General features: G+C 41.8%; 18 protein-coding genes. 7 read left to right on the forward strand and 11 right to left on the reverse strand.

The features are described from left to right. Positions 1 to 48: 48 nt before the first annotated feature. The 5 genes from A7968_RS05055 (at position 49) to A7968_RS05075 (ending at position 6290) form a co-directional block, all read left to right on the forward strand. Positions 49 to 1224 (forward strand): phosphoglycerate kinase, encoded by a 1176-nt coding sequence (locus A7968_RS05055; RefSeq protein ID WP_064665498.1) that lies wholly within the window; start codon positions 49 to 51, stop codon positions 1222 to 1224. 215 nt (positions 1225 to 1439) lie between these two features. Next, complete coding sequence (gene fba / locus A7968_RS05060) at positions 1440 to 2504, forward strand: class II fructose-bisphosphate aldolase (protein WP_064665499.1); 1065 nt, start codon at positions 1440 to 1442, stop codon at positions 2502 to 2504. Between the two features lie 661 nt (positions 2505 to 3165). Then, the gene (phoB, locus tag A7968_RS05065) at positions 3166 to 3855 is read left to right on the forward strand and encodes a phosphate regulon transcriptional regulator PhoB (protein WP_016708540.1); all 690 of its coding nucleotides are present in this window, start codon (positions 3166 to 3168) and stop codon (positions 3853 to 3855) included. Positions 3856 to 3900: 45 nt separating this feature from the next. After that, positions 3901 to 5244, forward strand: a complete 1344-nt coding sequence (gene phoR / locus A7968_RS05070; RefSeq protein WP_064665500.1) for a phosphate regulon sensor histidine kinase PhoR — start codon at positions 3901 to 3903, stop codon at positions 5242 to 5244. Positions 5245 to 5321: 77 nt separating this feature from the next. Beyond that, positions 5322 to 6290 (forward strand): PstS family phosphate ABC transporter substrate-binding protein, encoded by a 969-nt coding sequence (locus tag A7968_RS05075; protein WP_064665501.1) that lies wholly within the window; start codon positions 5322 to 5324, stop codon positions 6288 to 6290. Between the two features lie 81 nt (positions 6291 to 6371). Here A7968_RS05075 and mdoH read toward each other — a convergent pair whose 3' ends face one another. The 10 genes from mdoH to A7968_RS05125 form a co-directional block, all read right to left on the reverse strand. Continuing rightward, on the reverse strand, positions 6372 to 8348 hold the full coding sequence (gene mdoH, locus A7968_RS05080; RefSeq protein WP_064665502.1) for a glucans biosynthesis glucosyltransferase MdoH: 1977 nt from the start codon (positions 8346 to 8348) through the stop codon (positions 6372 to 6374). After that, entirely contained in the window at positions 8320 to 10011 is a 1692-nt protein-coding gene (locus A7968_RS05085) for an OpgD/OpgG family glucan biosynthesis protein (protein ID WP_157586653.1), read from the reverse strand. Before A7968_RS05085 ends, mdoH begins: the two co-directional genes overlap by 29 nt. Positions 10012 to 10378: 367 nt before the next feature. Next, a complete protein-coding gene (locus A7968_RS05090) occupies positions 10379 to 10618 on the reverse strand; it encodes a hypothetical protein (RefSeq protein ID WP_064665503.1) in 240 nt (79 codons plus the stop codon). Positions 10619 to 10636: 18 nt separating this feature from the next. Continuing rightward, entirely contained in the window at positions 10637 to 11488 is an 852-nt protein-coding gene (gene panC, locus A7968_RS05095) for a pantoate--beta-alanine ligase (protein ID WP_064665504.1), read from the reverse strand. Beyond that, positions 11488 to 12282, reverse strand: coding sequence for a 3-methyl-2-oxobutanoate hydroxymethyltransferase (panB, locus tag A7968_RS05100; protein ID WP_064665505.1), 795 nt, complete (start codon positions 12280 to 12282; stop codon positions 11488 to 11490). Before panB ends, panC begins: the two co-directional genes overlap by 1 nt. A 31-nt stretch (positions 12283 to 12313) precedes the next feature. Then, positions 12314 to 12799: a 2-amino-4-hydroxy-6-hydroxymethyldihydropteridine diphosphokinase gene (gene folK / locus A7968_RS05105; RefSeq protein ID WP_064665506.1), complete on the reverse strand. Its 486-nt coding sequence runs from the start codon at positions 12797 to 12799 to the stop codon at positions 12314 to 12316. Position 12800: 1 nt separating this feature from the next. Then, positions 12801 to 14159 (reverse strand): polynucleotide adenylyltransferase PcnB, encoded by a 1359-nt coding sequence (gene pcnB, locus A7968_RS05110; RefSeq protein ID WP_227008902.1) that lies wholly within the window; start codon positions 14157 to 14159, stop codon positions 12801 to 12803. A 282-nt stretch (positions 14160 to 14441) separates the two neighbouring features. Next, positions 14442 to 15386, reverse strand: a complete 945-nt coding sequence (gene gluQRS / locus A7968_RS05115; protein ID WP_064665508.1) for a tRNA glutamyl-Q(34) synthetase GluQRS — start codon at positions 15384 to 15386, stop codon at positions 14442 to 14444. A 17-nt stretch (positions 15387 to 15403) separates the two neighbouring features. Continuing rightward, positions 15404 to 15847 carry an RNA polymerase-binding protein DksA gene (gene dksA / locus A7968_RS05120; protein ID WP_064665509.1) on the reverse strand — a complete coding sequence of 148 codons (444 nt, stop codon included), beginning with the start codon at positions 15845 to 15847 and terminating at the stop codon, positions 15404 to 15406. A gap of 237 nt (positions 15848 to 16084) precedes the next feature. After that, positions 16085 to 17083 carry an AraC family transcriptional regulator gene (locus A7968_RS05125; protein WP_064665510.1) on the reverse strand — a complete coding sequence of 333 codons (999 nt, stop codon included), beginning with the start codon at positions 17081 to 17083 and terminating at the stop codon, positions 16085 to 16087. 146 nt (positions 17084 to 17229) lie between these two features. Between A7968_RS05125 and A7968_RS05130 the strand changes: the two genes are divergently transcribed. Next, positions 17230 to 19779 carry a penicillin acylase family protein gene (locus A7968_RS05130; RefSeq protein WP_064665511.1) on the forward strand — a complete coding sequence of 850 codons (2550 nt, stop codon included), beginning with the start codon at positions 17230 to 17232 and terminating at the stop codon, positions 19777 to 19779. Here A7968_RS05130 and sfsA read toward each other — a convergent pair. Further along, positions 19769 to 20488: a DNA/RNA nuclease SfsA gene (sfsA, locus tag A7968_RS05135; RefSeq protein ID WP_064665512.1), complete on the reverse strand. Its 720-nt coding sequence runs from the start codon at positions 20486 to 20488 to the stop codon at positions 19769 to 19771. The two genes, A7968_RS05130 and sfsA, sit on opposite strands and share 11 nt — an antisense overlap. A gap of 80 nt (positions 20489 to 20568) precedes the next feature. On the opposite strand from sfsA, the gene pepB reads away from it, so the two are divergent. Beyond that, a complete protein-coding gene (gene pepB, locus A7968_RS05140; RefSeq protein ID WP_064665513.1) occupies positions 20569 to 21864 on the forward strand; it encodes an aminopeptidase PepB in 1296 nt (431 codons plus the stop codon). Positions 21865 to 21927: the final 63 nt, after the last annotated feature.

Raw genomic sequence — 21927 nt, forward strand, 5'->3', positions numbered from 1 at the left:
ATAAAACCTATATATTTCAAGTCAGTATCGTTAACTAAGGAGAAGTCCATGTCGGTCATAAATATGGCAGATTTAGATTTAAACGGCAAACGCGTGTTAATTCGTGAAGATTTAAATGTACCAGTAAAAGCAGGTAAAGTGACCTCAGACGCACGTATTCGTGCTGCATTACCAAGTATTAAACTTGCTCTTGAAAAAGGCGCTAAAGTAATGGTGATGTCACACCTAGGCCGTCCTACGGAAGGGGAATACAACGAAGAGTTTTCATTAGCGCCTGTTGTTGATTACTTAAATGAAGCACTTGAGCAAAATGTACGTCTTGAAAAAGATTACTTAGATGGCGTTGAAATTGCCGATAATGAAGTGGTGGTTTTTGAAAACGTACGCTTTAATGTTGGCGAAAGCAAAGACGACGAAGTGCTATCTAAAAAACTCGCTGCATTATGTGATGTATACGTAATGGATGCATTTGGTACCGCTCACCGTGCTCAAGCGTCTACCCATGGTGTTGGCTTATTTGCAGATGTGGCTTGTGCAGGCCCGCTTTTAGCGGCTGAATTAGAGGCATTAGGTAAAGCTCTTGATAACCCAGCTCGTCCGCTTGTAGCGATTGTTGGTGGTTCTAAGGTATCAACTAAACTAACCGTACTTGATTCACTATCAACGATTGTTGATCAGCTAGTCACCGGTGGCGGTATTGCTAATACCTTTATTGCAGCAGCGGGTTACCCTGTTGGCAAATCACTCTACGAAGCAGACTTAATTGACGAAGCGAATAAGTTAAGTGCAGCGGCGAAAAGTAATAATGGCGAAATTCCAGTACCAACAGATGTTGTTGTTGCTAATGAGTTCTCAGAATCTGCTGTGGCAACATTAAAAGATGTTAGCGAAGTAACAGACACCGACATGATTTTTGATATTGGCCCAGATACAGCAAGCAAACTTGCAAAAATTATTGCAAACGCAGGTACTGTTGTGTGGAATGGCCCGGTTGGCGTATTTGAATTTGATCAGTTTGGTAATGGCACCCGTGCGATTGCACAAGCGATTGCTAATTCAAATGCATTTTCAATTGCTGGTGGCGGTGATACGTTAGCAGCCATTGATAAATACGGCATTGCCGAAAAAATCTCGTATATTTCAACTGGTGGTGGCGCTTTCCTTGAGTTTTTAGAAGGGAAAAAACTACCTGCAGTTGCTATGCTTGAACAACGCGCTAAGTAATTAGCGTTAGCTCAGTGTACTTACTTTAAGTAAGTACGCTGAGTACGATCAGTTATTAAATACCTCTCACCCTTATTTAATACTGGTTTTGTATAACGGTAAATTTGGCGAAAGCCAAGGCTATCGAGGTGCAGTGATTGCACCAAACTCAACTATTCCGTTCGAACTAGGTAGCTTTGCGCGTGCGCAGCTATCGACAATTTGGAGAATACCAAATGGCTTTAATCAGTATGCGACAACTTCTTGACCATGCAGCTGAACATGGTTATGGCGTACCAGCATTTAACGTTAATAACCAAGAGCAGATCCGCGCTATTATGATGGCGGCAGACAAAACTAACAGCCCAGTAATTGTACAAGGTTCAGCTGGCGCTCGTGCCTATGCTGGCGCCCCATTTATTCGTCACATGATTTTAGCTGCTGTTGAAGAGTGGCCACATATCCCTGTGGTAATGCATCAAGATCACGGTACCTCACCTGGCGTATGCCAACGTTCAATTCAATTAGGTTTTTCATCAGTGATGATGGATGGCTCATTAATGACAGACGGTAAAACACCGTCAAGCTATGAATATAATGTTGATGTGACACGCAAAACAGTTGAACTGGCACATTCATGTGGTGTGTCTGTTGAAGGCGAGCTAGGTGTGCTTGGTTCACTTGAAACTGGTGAAGCTGGCGAAGAAGATGGTGTTGGCGCTGAAGGTAAGTTAACGACAGATCAAATGCTTACTGATCCTGAAGAAGCGGCTGATTTTGTAAGTAAAACCCACGTTGATGCACTGGCAATTGCGTGCGGTACATCACACGGCGCGTATAAATTTACTCGCCCACCTACGGATGATATTTTAGCAATCGATCGTATTAAAGCTATCCACGCACGTATTCCTAACACTCATTTAGTTATGCATGGTTCGTCTTCAGTGCCGCAAGAATGGCTTGAGATCATCAACCAATACGGTGGTGAGATCCCACAAACTTACGGTGTACCAGTCGAGCAGATCATCGAAGGTATTAAGTTTGGGGTGCGTAAAGTAAATATCGATACTGATTTACGCTTAGCATCAACGGGCGCAATTCGTCGTCATTTAGCACTTAACCCTGCGAATTTTGATCCACGTAAATACTTAGCTGAAGCAACAAAAGCGATGACAGAGATCTGTGTTGCTCGCTATGAGTCGTTTGGCACTGCGGGTCAAGCGAGTAAGATCAAACCAATTTCACTAGATGATATGCACCTTAAATATTTAACAGGTGAATTAGATCCAAAAATTAAATAAATTCATTAAGTTATTTAATGAATAAACAGCCAGTAGTGTCATGCTACTGGCTTTTTTTATATTTGATCAATAGGGATCATTATTTTACCAAGCGCTAAATTTGGGATCACTGATTTACTAACTATGTGACTCTGGGATCAAATTTTTACTAAGGAACGACACAACTGCGCGTGTTTTTGTTGGATAAATAACCACTTCACAGCGAGCTTGTACAAATGATCAACAACTTATATATTTTGCTAGGTAAAACACTGATCCCAGATCTAACGCTCTTAGTAAAAGCATGATCCCTGACTCAGTACTTGGTAGAATTTTGATCTCTAAAAATGATCAGAACAGCTTTGTTATTGCCACAATTAATTAAAAATCGCTACGGTAATTGTGGTGATTGAAGCGTAAAAAATAGCTAATAAGTACTGCCATTTATAAATAGTATACGGGCAGTGTTGCTCAAAGTTGGTACTAGCTAAAATATTTAAACTAATTAAAAGGTATTAATTAAATCAATTTGGAAAACTTTATTTACCGTTATTTTGTCCCTAATAAGGGTTAATTAGTGTTTTTTTTCCTGCATTTTGATTTACACGTTACACTTTCATAAAAATGTCATACTTAGTCATAATAATGAAAACTAGTTCGATAACGAAAGAGATAAATTGGAATGTCACGTAAAGTACTTGTCGTCGATGACGAAGCACCGATCAGAGAGATGCTGGTTTTTGTATTAGAGCAAAACGGTTTTCAAGCAATTGAAGCAGAAGATTATGATTCTGCCATTGCAGCTATGGTAGAGCCTTACCCTGATATGGTGCTACTGGATTGGATGCTACCAGGAGGTAGTGGAATTCAAATCGCCAAAAAATTTAAACAAAGTGAATACACTCGGCAAATTCCGATTATCATGCTGACGGCCCGCGGAGAAGAAGAAGATAAAGTTCGTGGCCTTGAAGTCGGTGCTGATGATTATGTTACTAAGCCATTTTCACCAAAAGAGTTGATGGCGCGTATTAAAGCGGTTATTCGTCGCGTTTCACCAACGTCACTAGAAGAAGCGATTGATGTTCATGGCTTACGCTTAGACCCTATTTCACATCGTGTCACCTCACAAGGTAGCGAGCTGGATATGGGGCCAACTGAGTTTCGTTTACTGCATTTCTTTATGACTCACCCCGAACGTGTTTACAGCCGTGAACAACTACTAGATAACGTGTGGGGGACTAATGTCTATGTTGAAGATAGAACGGTAGACGTGCATATTCGTCGCTTACGCAAAGCGATTGCACCGCTTGGCCATGATCGCTTAGTACAAACTGTACGTGGCGCAGGTTATCGCTTTTCAAGTAAACTATAAAACATTCTGACCAAGGTCGGTCTTACTCTAAGGTAAAGTGAGTGTATGTATCGAGTTGTCAATAAGCAGGCGTTAGCAAAGCGTCTGCTTATCTATTTCCTGCCTTTATTATTAGTTGGTGTGCTAATTGGTGCGCCATTTCTGCTTTTGTTTTTAGGCTCTTTTTCACTACTTGTTTGGCATTACCATCAATTATACCGGCTCAGTGATTGGTTATTGAATCAGCGCAGTTTTAATCCACCTGAAGGTGAGGGCGCATGGGAGCAAGTGTTTGAAGGGATCTATCACTTACAACACCGCAATCGTAAAAAACGCAATGAATTAGCGGATCTGATCCGTCGTTTTCGTGATGGTGCCGAAGCGGTACCCGATGCTGTGGTGGTATTACAGCGAGATTTAAGTATTGTTTGGTGTAATCAACTCGCGTTAAAAGTACTGGGCTTACAGTGGCCAACCGATCATGGTCAGCGTCTTGATAATCTAGTGCGCGATCCTAAGTTTGCCAAGTATATGCAAATGGAAATGTTTGATGAAGCATTAGAACTTGAAAGTGGTCACAGTGTTGAACAAGTTTTAGAGTTTCGGGTAATGCCTTACGCCAGTTCACAATTAATGGTGGTCGTCAGGGATGTGACGCGCTTGAAGCAACTAGAGCAAATGCGCAAAGACTTTGTTGCCAATGTTTCTCATGAACTGCGCACGCCACTGACGGTTGTTACAGGTTATTTAGAAATGTTTGATGGCGATATGATGCCACCGCCAGCGATGTGGAATAAAGCCCAAGGTACTATGCTTGAGCAATGTAAACGGATGGACAGCCTAGTTAATCAGTTATTGTCATTATCACGTATCGAAGGCGCTCGACGTCAAGATAACGACAAAGCGGTCAACGTCCCACAATTACTTAGCTATATAAAAACCGAAGCACAGTCTTTGAACCAAGATAAAGGCCATGAGTTAATATTTGATATTGATACAGGGCTTGATATTAAAGGTTCAGAGGAAGAGCTACGTAGCGCGTTTTCTAACTTAGTCTTCAATGCCATTCATTACACTAAGGCTGGCGGTAAAATTACCGTAAGCTGGCAGCTAAAAGATAAGCAAGCGTATTTTGCGGTAGTTGATAATGGCGATGGTATTGCTGCTGAGCATATTAATCGTTTAACGGAGCGGTTTTATCGAGTGGATAAGGCGCGTAGTCGTACCACAGGTGGTTCAGGGCTTGGCTTAGCAATTACCAAGCATGTGTTAACCCGCCATGATAGTAAGTTAAATATCAGTAGTAAATTAGGGCAAGGTTCCACGTTTTCGTTTGCCTTTAATGGTGATAAAACGGTGCTACTAAACAATTTAGCTGAAAACACTCAAAGTCATAAAACTGTCACTTAAGAGTAATCTAACTGTCATCTGTTCTCTTTAGAGTAGACGGCAGTTAAGAAATGGACGAACCAAATCGGAGTAACCCCATGAAATTTAAAAACCTCGTAGCCGCAATGGGTGTGGCAGTAACAACATTTGTATCTGCACAAGCTATGGCTGTCGATGCAGACATTCCTGAGTATCAGAAAACCAGTGGTATTTCAGGTAATTTTTCATCAGTGGGCTCTGATACATTAGCCAACATGATGACCTTTTGGGCAGAAGAATATAAGCGCATCTATCCAAATGTAAATATTCAAATTCAAGCGGCTGGTTCATCAACTGCGCCGCCAGCATTAACTGAAGGTACATCTAATTTCGGCCCTATGAGCCGAAGAATGAAATCAAAAGAAATCGAAGCGTTTGAAAAGCGTTACGGTTATAAGCCAACAGAAGTGCGCGTTGCTATCGATGCCCTTGCTGTGTTTGTACATAAAGATAACCCAATTGAAGGCCTGCGTATTGATCAAATCGATGCGATTTTCTCTTCAACACGTAAATGTGGCGCAACAGCAGATGTAACGCGCTGGAGTGACGTAGGTTTAACAGGTGATTGGGCTGCTAAAGATGTTCAGCTTTACGGACGTAACTCTGTATCGGGCACTTATGGTTACTTTAAAAGCAAAGCACTGTGTAAAGGTGACTTCCGTAATAACGTAAATGAGCAGCCTGGTTCAGCTTCTGTTGTACAATCAATTTCATCATCAGTGAATGCAATTGGTTACTCAGGCATTGGTTATAAAACATCAGGTGTGCGTACAGTACCACTGGCGAAAAAAGGCGATAACTTTGTTGATGCAACACTTGAGAATGTAGCAACTGGTAAGTACCCACTGTCGCGCTTTTTATATGTGTATGTGAATAAGCACCCTAATAAGCCGCTTGCACCAATTGAAGCTGAGTTCTTAAAAATGGTGTTATCGCTAGATGGCCAAAAAATTGTAGAGAAAGATGGTTATGTGCCGCTTTCGGGCAAGATGGCAATGAGTGAGCTTAAGAAGCTAGGTCTTCTTTAAACTCAACATCAACGCTGAGTTAATAAAAAACCGCGCAATGTAAATTGCGCGGTTTTTTTATGGGCGTTTTAACTAAACGCCTTAGCTAAATAGCTTCTTTTTTATTTGTTGATGGGCATTTAAAACGCGCTTGCGTTTACTTAAACCTTGGCGTTTAAAGCTTTGTATTGGCATTACTACTGGTTGTTCTTGAGGCAATACAGGGATTGCGAAACTAGCCACCTCATCACTTGGTAATGCTATTTCTTGCTCATGTACACGCAAAGCGGCAAGTGTATCGTCATTATCAATTTCACTGGGGCAAATAAATATGCCCATTTTACGTAACTTAACACCTAAGCCAATGCTGCTTGAATAGCGTACAATTGGCGCAGCTAAAATTAAGCCGACTAAAATGGGTGACAACCACCAAAAGAAAGTAGGTGTATAGTAATAAGCAACGCCACCCCATGCAATAGACACTAAAGTCGCTATTAACGTATAGCCAATAGCCTCTTTCCAAGGCACCATACGACCTGAACGTGGTTGTGCATCCCACGATACTTTTTTACCTAAAAATACACACACCACAAAGTAGCTGTGAAATACCATCATTAATGGTGCAACAATTATGGCAAAGACCGTTTCTATTAATGATCCGAATATAAGTTTCAGGCTACCGCCAAATTGTTTATTCCTGTGTATTAACGTAACGATGAGTCCCATTAGTTTTGGCAGTAATAGTAATCCTATAGTGATAAACAGCAACGAATCAATAAGCTCTGTTTTCGCTATCTGCCAAGTTGGGAATAATTGGTAAGGTTGATTGAAATAAACGTTACTATTCATAGCACGCGTTACTGCATCAACCGTACTTAACACCAACATAGATAACCAAATTAGCGAAGAAATATACGCGGTCGCACCTAATAAGAAGTGCAACTTGTTCATTAGTTTTATACCTGATGAAGGTAATAAACCTAAATGTTGGATATTACCTTGCACCCAACGTCTGTCGCGTATTGCGTAATCTAAAATATTACTGGGGACTTCTTCGTAGCTGCCTTGAACATCACTTAATAAAATAACATCCCAGCCAGAGCGGTTTAAAAGAGCGGCTTCAACAAAGTCATGGCTTAGGATCTCACCACCAAAAGGGGCTTTACCTTCAAGTACAGGCAGCCCGCAGCAGTTAATAAAGGCTTCAACACGAATAATAGCATTGTGACCCCAATAGTTGGCTTGATTGGTTTGCCAAAAAGCGGAACCAGTTGCTAGCATTGGGCTGTATAACACAGAAGCAAATTGTAAAAAGCGACCGAAGAACGTTTCTTGTCTAACTGGAATAGGGATTGTCTGGATCAACCCGGCATTTGGGTTGTTGATCATGCTTGTTGTAAGCTCAAGCATACATTGACCGGTCATAATGCTATCTGCATCAAGTACAATCATATGTTCATATTGGCTTCCCCAGCGTTCACAAAAATCAGCTAAGTTACCTACTTTACGGTGTTTATTATCAGTACGGTTACGATAGAAAACCTGCTTTGCAGTTTCCCCTAAACGTGCAGTTAGTGCATGCCAAGCTTTTAGCTCATTGCGTGCAATGTCTTTATCTTGGGTATCACTTAATAAATAAAAATCAAAATGCGCAAACTGACCGGTCTTTAAAAGCGAGCGCAAGCTCACTTCAAAACCAGCAATAACGCGTTCAGTATCTTCGTTGTAAATAGGCATCACTATGGCAGTTTTGCTGTTACTTAACGCTTGGGGGTCTATAGTAATCGGCTTTTGACGTTTTAAAGTCAATGGATCGATTCTCAATAATTGCAGAATAAAACCCATACAGCCACTACAAAATGCAGTCACAATCCAAGTGAAAGTGATTGAAAATAGCGCAAGTAAGGCGTATTCAAGTAAGGTCATGGAGTTTGAATTTAAAATATCAAACATGATCCACATGCCATAAGCTGAAATATACAGCACTAACAACGTAAATAGTGCGATGCGTGATTTTCTAAAGGGTATTGCAGCGTTACCTGCTTTACTTTTATTGAACATCGTTTGGATACCAGACATAGCTCCATACCTCACTTACTTCTTTGTCACGTAGTGTTAATGATAAGCGCATATCAACTGGCTTATCTCCCTCAGGCGCGATTTTAAACGCAACACGCCATCCTTGATTATTCGGTAATTGTTGTACTGTTTTATCGCTGACTGCGCCTGAATTAAGCGATAAGTTAGCGAGCAGTTTGATATTGGCCGATAAGTTATTGATCGTGTCACCAGTAAAGTCGACCGTAAATTGACGATGGCTTTTCGGTGGTGGATTTTTTTCACCAGGTAAGGCCGCACTGCCAATGCGAGTACGTAACACATGGGCTTTATCTTGATTTGCCAATACTGCGTTAAAGGTCGACATTTTATAACCAAAGCTGAGTGTTTCACCTGCTTTTAGTGGTTGCTCTGGTACCCAATAACTGACAATGTTGTCATTGGTTTCAGTGTCTGTTGGTATTTCAACTAACTCTACTCGGCCATGCCCCCAAGGCGCTAGTGGCTCAATCCAGAGGCTAGGACGAGCATGGTAATGTGCTTCCGTATCAAGGTAGTTATTAAATTCACGATCGCGTTGTGCAAGACCAAAACCCTTTGGATTATCATAACTAAATGAGGTGACGCTAAGTTGTTTTGGGTTGTTCAGCGCACGCCAAACCCATTTATCATCCTGTGATTGCATTAATAAACCATCAGAGTCATGCACTTCTGGTCGGTAATCATCGAAGAACTTAGTGCTATTTTCGCCGTGATAAAACATACTGGTAAGTGGTGCAATACCGAGCTTTTTAATATCTTTGCGGGCAAATATTTGCATTTGCGTTTTGATTTCAGTGTTAGTTGATGGGCTTATCTCAAAGCGATAGGCACCAGTCACTGATGGGCTGTCTAGTAACGCATAGAGCACAATATTAGTGTCTTCTGCTGTTGGCTTTACCAGCCAAAACTCTTTAAATACAGGGAACTCTTCACCTGAACTGAGCGCGGTATCGACAGCTAGTCCACGGGCTGAAATACCATACACTTGCTGTGGACCAACTAAGCGAAAGTAAGAAGCACCTTGGAATACAGCGACTTCATCTTTGTACTCGTTATTATTAAGCGGGAAATGCAATCGAAAACCAGCGTGACCTAATTGAGTGCTACCTAAAGCCGCGCTAATTTCCTGCTCAAGAGGAGCTGCAGTACTGTCATAGCGGTAATAATCTGTTTTAAATGGTAATTTTTGTACCTTGCCATCATTGCTCACCGTATTGATAGTAATAGGGTTTTTATAAAGGAAACCAGGGTGAAATAGCTGTACTTCATACAAGCTTTGATCTTTCCAAATAGCGTGATCTTGGCGAAATCGAATAGCCCTATAATCTTGGTAGCTAATATTATTTAATGTGTCGATGGCAATTTCAGGGTCGGCTACATAGTCGTTGGCTGCTAGCTGTTTGGCTCTTGCAGTGATCACCTCAAAGAGGCTTTCTGAAGGAATCGTCAGCAGGGTTGGTTTTTTAACAGATGCAGGCGTAACAGTGTCTGGCTTTTTAGCAGGAACTGGTGTGGCTGTTTCTGGTTGTTTAATTGGCTCTTCTGCTGCACTAACATTGCACACAAACAAAGTTAATAGTGCAGCTAAAACACTATTTTTTTTGAATGATGAATACATAGCTGCTCGTGTTTTCGTTTCCATGAGGTTTCCTTTAGCCGTTACCTAGTTAATTTTAAATTTTGTAAAATAAGTAGTGTGTAATAAGTCATTTTTTAATAAGCTACATTCATCTTTGCAAGAAACGAACCTGAAATAAGTGCTTACATTTCAATGCTCTTATTGGTTGTTCGTCGTGTGGATGATGTACTTTCTTTGTATAAGCGGGAAATAATTACATGGAATGTACGACTACTTATTACTAATGTAAGTAGATGTTACTAGGTGCAACCTTGCTCTAAGGTGAATGAAATGGCAATTACACAGATTTTGTTAGCAGGTCAAGAAATTGCGATATATGGGGGGGAGTGAACTTGCCAACAGAGATAATTGGCAAGTTAAAGGTAACTAATTACTGTACATTACCTAATGCTTCAGCATTGGCTTTACATTGGTTGTAAGCTTCAATACATTTTGTGCTACACACTTTATGAACCATACCTTCACCGGTGCTTTGCTGTTCACAATTTACTTCACATTGATAGTTTTGCTGAGCACATTGTTGCATTTCTGGATTCTCTATTTGGCTTTGACACCCAGCAAGTACACCAATACAAAGCGCAATGCTTGATAATTTTAGTAATGAATTCATATTTATCCCTAATTATTGTTATGTAATATTGACTTGCAGATTATCTATAAGTCTAACCGGACCTAAAAAAGCTGCTGCTAATATCACTAGTTGGCTGTCATTGAGTGTAGCGTTTTTTAGTGTATCGCGCTGCGCTATTTCAAAATAATCGGCTTTGAGTCCCGCTTGTTGTAATCGTTGTTTAGCTTGCTGGCATATTTCAGTAAAATCTCGTCGTCCTGCGTTTAGTTGTTCAGCACTCCAATTTAGCGTTCTAAACAGCTCTGTGGCAGTTTCTTTTTGAATTTCTGATAAGTAGCCATTGCGAGAACTCATTGCCAAACCTGAGACTTCACGGCTGGTTGCAACGCCAATGATTTCAACGGGAATAGATAGGTCATGAGCCATGGTCTTAATAACTTGTAACTGCTGAAAGTCTTTTTCACCAAAGCAGGCATAATCAGGTTGCACTAAGTTAAATAACTTAGTGACGACAGTGGCGACACCACGAAAATGCCCCGGACGTGAACCACCGCAATAACCCATTGAAATACCAGGTACATCAACAAAGCTTTGTGCATCTAAACCGTTTGGATAAATGGTTTCTGTAGTCGGTGTAAACACAATATCAGTGCCAAGCTCAGCAAGTCCTTGCTTATCAGCAACAAGGGTGCGCGGGTAGTTATCCAAATCTTCGTTTACGCCAAACTGCATTGGGTTTACGAAAATGCTCACGACAACTTTATCGGCCATATTTTTAGCTTTTTCAACTAACGAGAAGTGACCTTGATGCAAATTACCCATTGTTGGCACTAAGGCGACGCTCAGACCTGCTTGACGCCATGCTTTAATTTGGCTGCGTAAGGATTTTATTTCAGTGATCGACTGCATTATTTAAACTCATGTTCCGTGCTTGGAAAAGCACCGCTTTTAACGTCGTTACAATACTTTTTCACTGCATCTGGCATGTTGCCAGTTTCGAGTAAAAAGTTTTTAGAAAATTTAGGAATATAGCCTGCTGAGATGCCCACTAAGTCATGCATAACGAGAATTTGACCATCGGTCTGATTACCAGCACCAATACCAATTGTTGGGATTGATACAGCATCAGTGATTAACTTTGCAAGTTCTGTTGGAATACATTCAAGTACAATCATTTGTGCGCCAGCTGCTTCCAGCGCTTTAGCATCACTAATCATTTTCTGAGCTTGTTCAGCACCACGGCCTTGAATTTTAAAGCCGCCAAAAACGTGTACAGACTGCGGTGTTAAACCTAAATGACCACACACTGGAATACCTTGCTGCGTAAGCGCGACAATTGAATCATACAGCCATTCACCGCCTTCAAGTTTGACCATGTTAGCTCCTGCGCGCATCAACTCAGCGGCGTTTTTACAACTTTCGGCCGGGTTTGAATAGGTCATAAACGGCATATCAGCAATAACGAATAATTCACGGCTACCAGCGCGTACACTGCGGGTATGGTAGGCGATATCTTGATTAGTTACAGCCAGTGTATCGTCACCCCCTTGTAATACCATGCCTAATGAGTCGCCAACTAAAATGACATCAACGCCGTTATCGTGAAATAACTTAGCAAAGCTGGCATCGTAAGCTGTTAAAGCAGTAATTTTTTGCTGTTCTGCTTTCATTTTATTGAGCGTAGAAACGGTTATTTTAGACATAGTATCCTCGTAGGCAACGGCCTGAAATTAATTACAGAGGTAATTGTTGTAATTCGTTTAATGCCAAGGTAGCGGTAACACTGTGTAGTGGTGTTCCATTTGGCAGCGAAATATCGGGAGCGATCTCAAGTAGTGGATAGACTACAAACTCGCGCTCGGTTAATCCATAGTGAGGCACAATTAGACGCTCACTATGAATGATCTGATCGCCAAATAATAAAATATCAATATCTAAGGTGCGTGGCCCCCAGCGCTCTGCTTTACGAACTCTACCGTGCTGAAGTTCTATCTTTTGTGTTAAATCAAGTAGTTGTTCTGGCAGTAAATTGGTTTTAATTGCCGCTACAGCATTCACATAGTCAGGTTGATCTTGTGGTCCCATCGGCTTGCTGGCGTAATAGTGTGATACGCAAACAAATTCGCATTCAGCTAAAGCTTGTAAAGCTGCTACGGCGTTATCAAGTTGCTGACGTGGGGCGTTTAAATTCGCCCCTAAACCAAGATAGACAATTGCCATGTTATTCAGCCGTCGGCTTTGGGCTACGACGGCGGGTACGACGACGACCTTTGGCAACCCCTTGGCTACCTAACGCTTTGACCATGTCTTTTTGGCCATTGATATCTTGTTTTAAATAGTCAGTCCACCAATTTGCTAGCTCTTGATGTTGTTTTTCACCCGCTTCTACACGCAATAATAAAAAGTCATAGGCAGCTTTAAAACGTGGCTGCTGAGTTAATCGATATGCACGTTGTCCTGAGCGTTTATCTAACCGATGCTGAATGTGCCAAATATCGCGGGCACCTAACGTGAATCGTTTTGGGACTGCAATATGTTGTGCATTTTCGCTGAGTACTTTGTTCATCGCTTGAGCAAACGCATCGTATTCAGATAGTTGCTCCTGCGCTTGCAAGGTTTTAGTGATCTTTAATAATGGGAACCACAGTAATGCGGCAAAAATAAAGGCCGGTGTTACTTTCTTTTCAGCATTTATACGTTCATCGGTGTTGCGGAACATTTGGCGGATCAAAGCAAACTCTAAACCAGCTGGATTATTATCTAAAATAGTATCAAGGGCTGGGAATAATGATTTGAACAAGCCATATTTGCGCAGCATTAAAAAGTTTGCTTCGGCTTTACCATTTAAAAACAGCTTTAGTGTTTCTTCAAATAAACGCGCAGGCGGTATGTTATCTAATAGGCTTGCTAATTCTTTTAATGGTTGTTCGGTTGCTGGTGCAATTGACATGTCTAGTTTGGTGGCAAAACGAACTGCGCGCAGCATACGTACAGGATCTTCACGGTAACGGGTTTGCGGATCACCGATCATTTCGATTTGTCTGGCTTTAATTGCCGCTAAGCCGTTTGCGTAATCATGAATTGAAAAGTCATTAATTGAATAGTATAAAGCGTTGATTGAAAAATCACGACGTTCAGCATCTTCTTCAATGCTACCAAACACGTTGTCGCGAAGTAGCTGGCCTTGATCACTCGATTGGCTGATCTGGTTTTTATCTTCAGGCGCTTCGTGATGCCCACGCATGGTGGCAACTTCGATGATCTCACGACCAAACACAATATGCGCCAAGCGAAAGCGACGGCCAATTAAACGGCAATTACGAAAGAGCTTTTTAACCTGATCTGGTGTGGCATTGGTGACTACGTCAAAATCTTTTGGTTGTTGACCTAACAAAATATCACGAATACAACCACCAACAAGGTAGGCATCGAAGCCACCGTCTTTGAGGCGATATAACACCTTGATTGCATTTGGGCTAAATTGTTTGCGAGAAATACCGTGCTCATTGCGTCCAACTATTAAAGGTTGCGCAGAGACTTGAGTATGTTCGGCTGTTGCTGAGGCGGTTGGGCCTATAATTTGCCGACAAAATTGAAAAAGCTTGGAAATAATAATCTGTCTCCCACAGAATTTGGTTATTTGATGGACGCCATCAAAAATCTAACCAAGTATAGCTGCACTTTGCTATTAACTGCACATGTATAGTGTTATTGAATAACTTTGTTGTTGCTATAATTGAGCACACCCTTAACGCAATTGATATTAATTAAATAAATTGCACATTTAAGGTTGGCTATCATATACCAGCAAAGCTCAAAAATTAAGTTGAAGGCCTTAAAATTAGCCATTTTTAGTGAATTTTTATTTGTTTAAATGCGTAAATAGGGGTGACTGGCTGTGTGAGTTTTGAGAAATTTGAATTTCAGCCACTTTCGGCACCTTTTCTAAGCTGTAATTATCGATTGCCCAGCTCAGCATTTTATCAATACTTAGCTCAACGAGTGCTGGTTGCGGGGCTAAACCTAAAAATTCAAATGCGCTGAGCAGGGCCGGTTTAGGATTGTCTTTAACAATCGCTGGCGCATAGTTTTGTTTTGATAATTTAAAGCCCGGTTTAGCTACTGCCAATGGTAAATGAGCATACTGGGGAGCTGCGTTATTTAACTGTTTAAATAAACTTAGTTGACGGGCTGTTGGTTCAAGTAAGTCAGCGCCGCGCACAACATGAGTAATACCTTGCTCAATATCATCTGCAACCACCACTAATTGATAAGCAAACAAACCATCGCTGCGTTTTATTAAGTAATCTTCGTGGGCTAAATCACGGGTTACGCTAACTTGACCTTGAATGAGGTCATGGTATTGGCATATTGGATGCTGTTGAATTAAGCGTAATGCGCTGTGTGCTTGCGAGTGGTTTAAATGACGACAATGACCTTGATAAATTCCGCCAAGCGCTTTGATTTGTTTGCGTGAGCAGTGGCAAGCATAAATAAGTTGCTGGTTCTTTAATTTATCGAGGGTATGTGCGTATAAGTCATGGCGCTGGGTTTGATAGACAACCTCTTCATCCCAATGCAATCCATAGGCTTCAAGGGTGGTAAGAATATCGTTTGCTGCGCCCTCAACAACACGAGTGGTGTCGATATCTTCTATTCGGACTAACCAACTACCTTGGTTGCTTTTAGCGTCAAGGTAACTGCCCACAGCCGCCACAAGTGAGCCAAAATGAAGTGGCCCAGAAGGTGACGGTGCAAAACGACCGCGATAGTTGCGCACAGGCGCAGTAACGGCTGTGGTAGACATTGATTAATTACTGATAATTAACCACGTCCAGATTGTTTTTCTTTGATTTCCGCAAGTGTTTTACAGTCTACGCATAAATCTGCAGTAGGACGTGCTTCTAAACGGCGAATACCAATTTCAATCCCGCATGAGTCACAAAATCCAAAATCATCTTCTTTGATTAGAATTATCGTTTTTTCAATTTTTTTGATCAGTTTACGTTCGCGGTCACGAGTACGCAGTTCTAAAGAGAACTCTTCTTCTTGTGCTGCACGGTCAACTGGATCAGGGAAGTTAGCTGCTTCATCTTGCATATGCGATTTAGTACGGTCTACTTCGTTACGTAAATCGTTGCGCCATGCTTCCAAAATAGTTTTAAAATGAGTGCGTTGTGCCTCATTCATATACTCTTCGCCCGGCTTTTCCTGATATGGTTCTAATCCGGCCTGAGCCAATAACCCTAATTTTTTTTGGTCTGGCATAACTTTCTCCTAAATCCTTAATATAATGCCCAGCTTTAGCCGGCGGCTATAAATAACAGAATCCTATGGCCTAGGCAAATTTATTTTTAATTTATTGGCTACGGTTAAATAATTTTCACTGTTTAAAAAGAAATTTGAAAAAAATAATAGCTCTTTAATCAGTCTGCTATTTTCTAACTGGCCTAGTTATATGGGCAAAAAAATGAAAAGCAACTTAATTTTTTATATCTTGTGTAATTACTGTTGTTTAAATGCTTTAAGGGCTAAAAATTTTTTCGGTGGGCAGCCATACCAACGCTTAAAGGCACGTTGAAAGGCGCTTTGTTCGCAAAAACCTAAGCGATTGGTTATTTCAAGCAGGGTAACTTTTTGTTGCAGCATGAGTTTGGCATGGTATTTACGAAGCTCATCTATTAGCTGTGAATAACTACAATTTTGTGAGCGTAAATAGCGTTGTAAGCTGCGTTTTTTAAAACCTAAATGGCAGGCTGCTTGCTCAATGCTAGGGACTTGTGGCAAATGCGCGGTAATAAATGCTTTCAGTTGATTTATTTCGTCTTGTTCGCTCACTAAGGTACTTGCTTGCGCGGCGAGTAAATATTCAATTTCTTTATTGGCACTGTGTAATGGGCTGGTTAATAAGCTGCTTTTAAAGCATAAGCAATTATGGCTTGCGGAAAACTCAATCGGGCAATTAAACACGGCTTTGTAAGCTCGTAAGCTGGTTGGATTTGGCTCAGCGCGGGTCAGTTGAACTTTCTCGAGTGCCAGCTCGGTTGTGTTGTAACAGCAATGTTTGGCAAAAGATAACCAACTACTAAATAACTCATCCACCATATGATGCGCAATTTCAATGCTAGGTTGCCAAGTTAAATAGCTTAGCGAGTTATCGCTTCGCAAGGTAATAGTCCCGATATTACGAACTGTGGTGTTGAGCTTTTGCGCATGCAATAATACTTTTGCTAATGAATCACTGACCAATGCAATGTGTCCTAGCAATCCCCAGCTCTGGGTTTTTAACGACTGTCCAAATTTCAAGCCTATGTGATCACAGTGTAATGACTTTTCGGCATAACGCATTAGCTGTTCATAATCTTCAATAGGAAAGCGGTAACGGCTTTCGTTAAGATAACGGGCACGAGTTGCAAGTAGCGCATCAAGGCTGGCTGGTGCTATACCTTGTGCAATTAAAAACTGTACGAGTGCACGAATTATTTGGCTGCTAACATAGTACATAACGGGCAATTTTACGAAGTGAATTATCAGCTAAGCTGCATTAGTTGGCGCGCAAAGTCAATTTTTTGCGTGAAAGGTCAAGATTTAGTTTGTTGAATAAGGCAAGGTAGTCAATGGATAAAACAATAATGGATAGGAACCCCACAATGAAACTTCACACACTTTCGATTAGTATCGCTGCGGCATTGTTACTCAGTGCTTGTAGTTCTGATGATGATAAAAATGTTATCGAGCCACCACCGCCAGTGGTTGTTGAACCAACGCCAGAACCGGCGCCAGTAATAACCGCTTTTGATGACGATAATAAACTCGATGCCAATATTCGTTGGACTACCTTTGGCGTTCCGCATATCACCGCTGATAACCTTGAAAGCCTCGCATTTGGTAGTGGTTATGCGTATGCAAAAGATCACGCATGTTTATTGCTTGATCAAGTGGTTAAAACACGTGGTGAGCGTTCTAAGTTTTATGGCCCAGATAAAGTGCCAGGCAGTGGAGATTCTGCGCACTTAATCTCAGACTTTGGTTATAAAGCATTGGGCGTGAATGAATATGCCAAAGCACATTATAGCGAGCTTAATGACGACAGCCGTGCTCATTATGAAGGCTTTGTACAAGGTTTTAATAAGTACGTAAGTGATACCGGCGTAGATAATCTCGCGCCAGAGTGTGCATCACAGCCTTGGGTGTTTGCATTAACGCCGGAAGATATGCTGGCTTACGCGATGGCAACGGTACAATTAGCCAGCTCGGCAAACTTTTTAGATTTAGCGTTTCTAGCCAATCCAGGTGATGATGGCGAGTATTTACCGACTCCGGCAAGCGCTGCTGCCAGCTCGGTCTCGAGTGTTGTAAAGAATATTAATCAACAAGCTAAAAGTTTTAAATTAGAGAAAAAATACCAGCACCTTGGTTCAAATGGCTGGGGGCTTGGTAAAGATAAAATGGCCAATGGCAAAGGCGGCTTATTAGCTAACCCGCACTTTCCTCATGAAGGAAATTTACGTTTTTGGCAATCACATTTGACCATCCCAGGGGCTATGAATGTAATGGGTGGCAGCTTGCAAGGCATGCCAGGGCTTATCAATATTGGCTTTAATGAGCACGTTGCCTGGACACATACATTTTCCACAGCACGACACTTTTTAATTTACCAACTAGCGCTGAACGAAAATGATCGTATGAGTTATAGCGTTGAAGGTGATAATCATACTATCACGAGTAAAAAAATAACCGTCGAAGTCGCTGTTGCACCTGGCATGACAATTAATTTAGAGAAGGACTTTTATTACAGCCACCATGGCTTGATGATCGAAACACCTGCCGCAAATGGATTAGGTTGGGATGACAGCCAAGCATTTACTATAAAAGATGCCAACGAATTTAATATGGATGTGGTTGCTCAGTGGTCAGCACTTAATCAAGCCCGCAGCTTAGATGATATGAAAGCTTCATTTGCACAGTTTGATGGTGTGGCGTTTAACAATACTATGGCCACAGACAAAGATGGCAATGTTTTTTATGTTGATGACAGTACCGTACTGAATGTAGGTGACCTTGCTAACAAGGCGATCCGCCTTCAGCCAGAGCTAGTTGCACTGCGAGAATCAACGGGATTCGATTTAGTCCCCGGTAATTTAAAAATATTTGAAAGCGACGGTAATGTTCCTTTTGAAAAAGCGCCCCAATTGAGCCGTACTGATTATGTACAGAACTCTAACGACAGCTACTGGGTCACTAATCCGCAGCAACCATTATTGGGTTTTGCTGCACAATATGGTGATGTACAACAGCCGCTGTCATTGCGAACTCGGATGGGATTAAAGTTATTGCAAGACGGTGGTGGTGAAGATGGTTTGTTCACTCTGGAAGAGCTAGAAACTTCGTTAATCGGCAACCGTATTTATTTAGGTGAGCTGGTGTTTGAGCAATTAGTCGCTCAGTGTCAGGTGCAAGGTGATACGCCGGTGATGCTTAATAATGGCCAAAGCATTGACTTAACGCAAGCCTGTGATGTACTTGCACAGTGGAATGGGGCGATGAATTTAGACACCAAAGGTGCTGCGCTTATTAGAGAGTTTGCACATTTATTTGATCCCAAAGCTCATCTGGCCGATAACTTTGATGTGACCAATCCTGCTAATACGCCAAATACCCTGCGCATTGATGGTTCGGCATTGGTAGCATTAGCACATGCTGTTGCAACGCTGCAAAGTAATGGTATTGCGCTAGATGCAACGCTTGCACAAATGCAATTTGTTGAAAAAACCTTAGCAGGTGGTAACGCCAGCGGTGAAAAGCTACCGTGGAGCGGCCCAATGCATGTTGAAGGTGGCTTTAACGTGTTTCGTTATGATCGCAGTGGTACCACGCGTTCAACCTTGATCCCTTACATTGATCATCAAGCGCTGAATGATGCAATAACTGGCCAGCCGTTGCGCTCAAATCTCACTGCTTCAGGCTACCCAGTTAATTATGGCTCAAGTTGGATGTTTGTAATGAACTTCACTGACGAGGGCCCAGTTGCTAAAGGGATCTTAACGATGTCGCAAAGTTCCGATTCAACCTCGGATCACTTTGATGATCAATCACGTTTTTACTCTGAAAATGCCACACTTAGACCGTTACTTTTCAAAGATGAAGACATTAATCTTAATTTGATTGACGAAATTGATTTGTCACTGACTAAGCAATAAAAGGGATATTTTCGGTCAGAGTAACTTCTCTGGCCGAAATTTTTGCTTTGTAAGCCACTACTTCCACACCCACTGCAATCGCTTGGTTTAGTAATTGCGCGTACTTTTCATCGATATGTTTTGCAGCACTGACTTGGCTGATCCCTTCATGTAATACGGCGAACAATAAAACCGCTCGATGGCCTTGTTCAACCATTTCAATTAATTCGCGAATATGCTTTTGGCCACGTAGAGTCTGTGCATCGGGAAAATAGCCTTGCCCACTAAGTGGCGAATCCTGACTTAATAAGGTGACTGACTTCACTTCCACATAGCAGTTTGGCCGTTTTGAATCACTGAGCAAAAAATCAATGCGGCTGTTTTCTTGGCCGTACTTCACTTCACTTTGCAGTTGCTCATAACCGCTTAATTGAGTTATTAAGTTTGCCTGTAGGGCTTCTTCTACCACTTTATTTGCCACCGCGGTGTTGACACAAATTAACTGCCCAAATTGATTTTGTGTCAGCTCTAGGGAGTGTGGGTATTTACGTTTAAGGTTATCACTGGTTGAATAAAATGCGGCAAAACCAGATTCAGCGCAGCCTGTCATTTTACCAGTATTAGCACAATGCGCGGTAAACTCAGAACCATCCGCTAAGCGTAAATCGGCTAAAAAGCGCTTGTAGCGTTTAATTAACGTGGCTTGTTGTAATGGCGTTGCAAATTTCATTATTTAGTCTCATTCGGTTGGGAAGTTGTGCCAGCTATAGTAGACTCAGTGTCACTATTTAGCGCAAAGAGTATTCTAACATGTCTGAAAAATTTGTTGTTCAATTAAGCGAGCAGGGTGCTGCATCGCATTGGGGCGAAACCGCCACGTTATCTTTTAATGAGCAAGGTGCAACTGTTCATTTAACTGAACAAGACACATTGGCGAATGTACAAAAAGCCGCGCGCAGTATTGCTAATCAAGGCGTTAAAAATGTCGTTCTTGCGGGTGATTGCTGGTGTACTGAAACGCAATGGGCATTTTATCAAGGCTTTGTATCGCCTAAGTCATTACATGGCGTTGAATTTACTGAAAATGCTAAAACAGATAGCCAAGAATTAGCTTCATTACTACGCTCGGCGACTTGGGCTCGTGAAATGATCAATGGCACGGCTGATGATATTTTTCCGGAAAGCTTGGCGGGTAAAGCGGCTGAGTTTATTCAATCACTGGCCCCTGAACATGTCAGCTATCAGATCATAAAAGGCGATGCACTACTTGAGCAGCAATGGATTGGTATTCATGCTGTTGGTCGTGGTAGTGAACGCCCACCAGTATTATTAGCGCTTGATTACAACCCAACGGGTGATGAAAATGCACCCGTGGATGCAGCGCTTGTAGGTAAAGGCATTACGTTTGATTCTGGCGGTTATTCAATTAAAGCCAGTGAAGGTATGCTAGGCATGAAATGCGATATGGGCGGTGCAGCAACTGTGACTGCTGGCCTTGCCTTAGCAATTAGCCGCGGAATTAATAAACGTATAAAACTATTTTTATGTTGCGCGGAGAACCTTATTTCGGGTCACGCTTACAAGCTAGGTGATATCCTGACTTATAAAAATGGCACAACCGTTGAGATTGTAAATACTGACGCAGAAGGGCGTTTAGTGCTTGCTGATGGCTTAATGGCTGCTGGGGAAACTGGTGCACCTCTTATTATTGATGCGGCAACACTAACTGGCGCTGCACTGGTTGCTGTGGGTCAAGAATACAATGCATTATTTGGTCTTGATAAAGAGTTTGTCCGCGAAGTCGAAGGTTTTGCAGAGCAAGAAATGGAAGGGGCATGGCCATTACCGCTTGAAAAGTGGCACCAACAAAATTGTCCATCACCTTACGCTGATACAGCAAATAGCCGTGCACAAAAAGGTGGCGGCTATGGCGGCGCATCAAATGCTGCAGGTTTCTTATCGCGCTTTGTGCCAAATGATGGCAAAGGCTGGGTGCATATTGATTTAGCCGCTGCATTTAATATGGGCAGCACGAGTCAGTGGGCGGCAGGCGCAACCACAGTCGGTATGCGTACCGTCGCAAGGACCCTATTAGAAAAAGCATAAACTTTTTATGCTAAAAAAGCGCCTACTTTGGCGCTTTTTTATTATCTGAAAAACAGTATTACA

The organism is Pseudoalteromonas prydzensis, assembly GCF_001661495.1.
Classification (GTDB): Bacteria; Pseudomonadota; Gammaproteobacteria; order Enterobacterales; family Alteromonadaceae; genus Pseudoalteromonas; species Pseudoalteromonas prydzensis.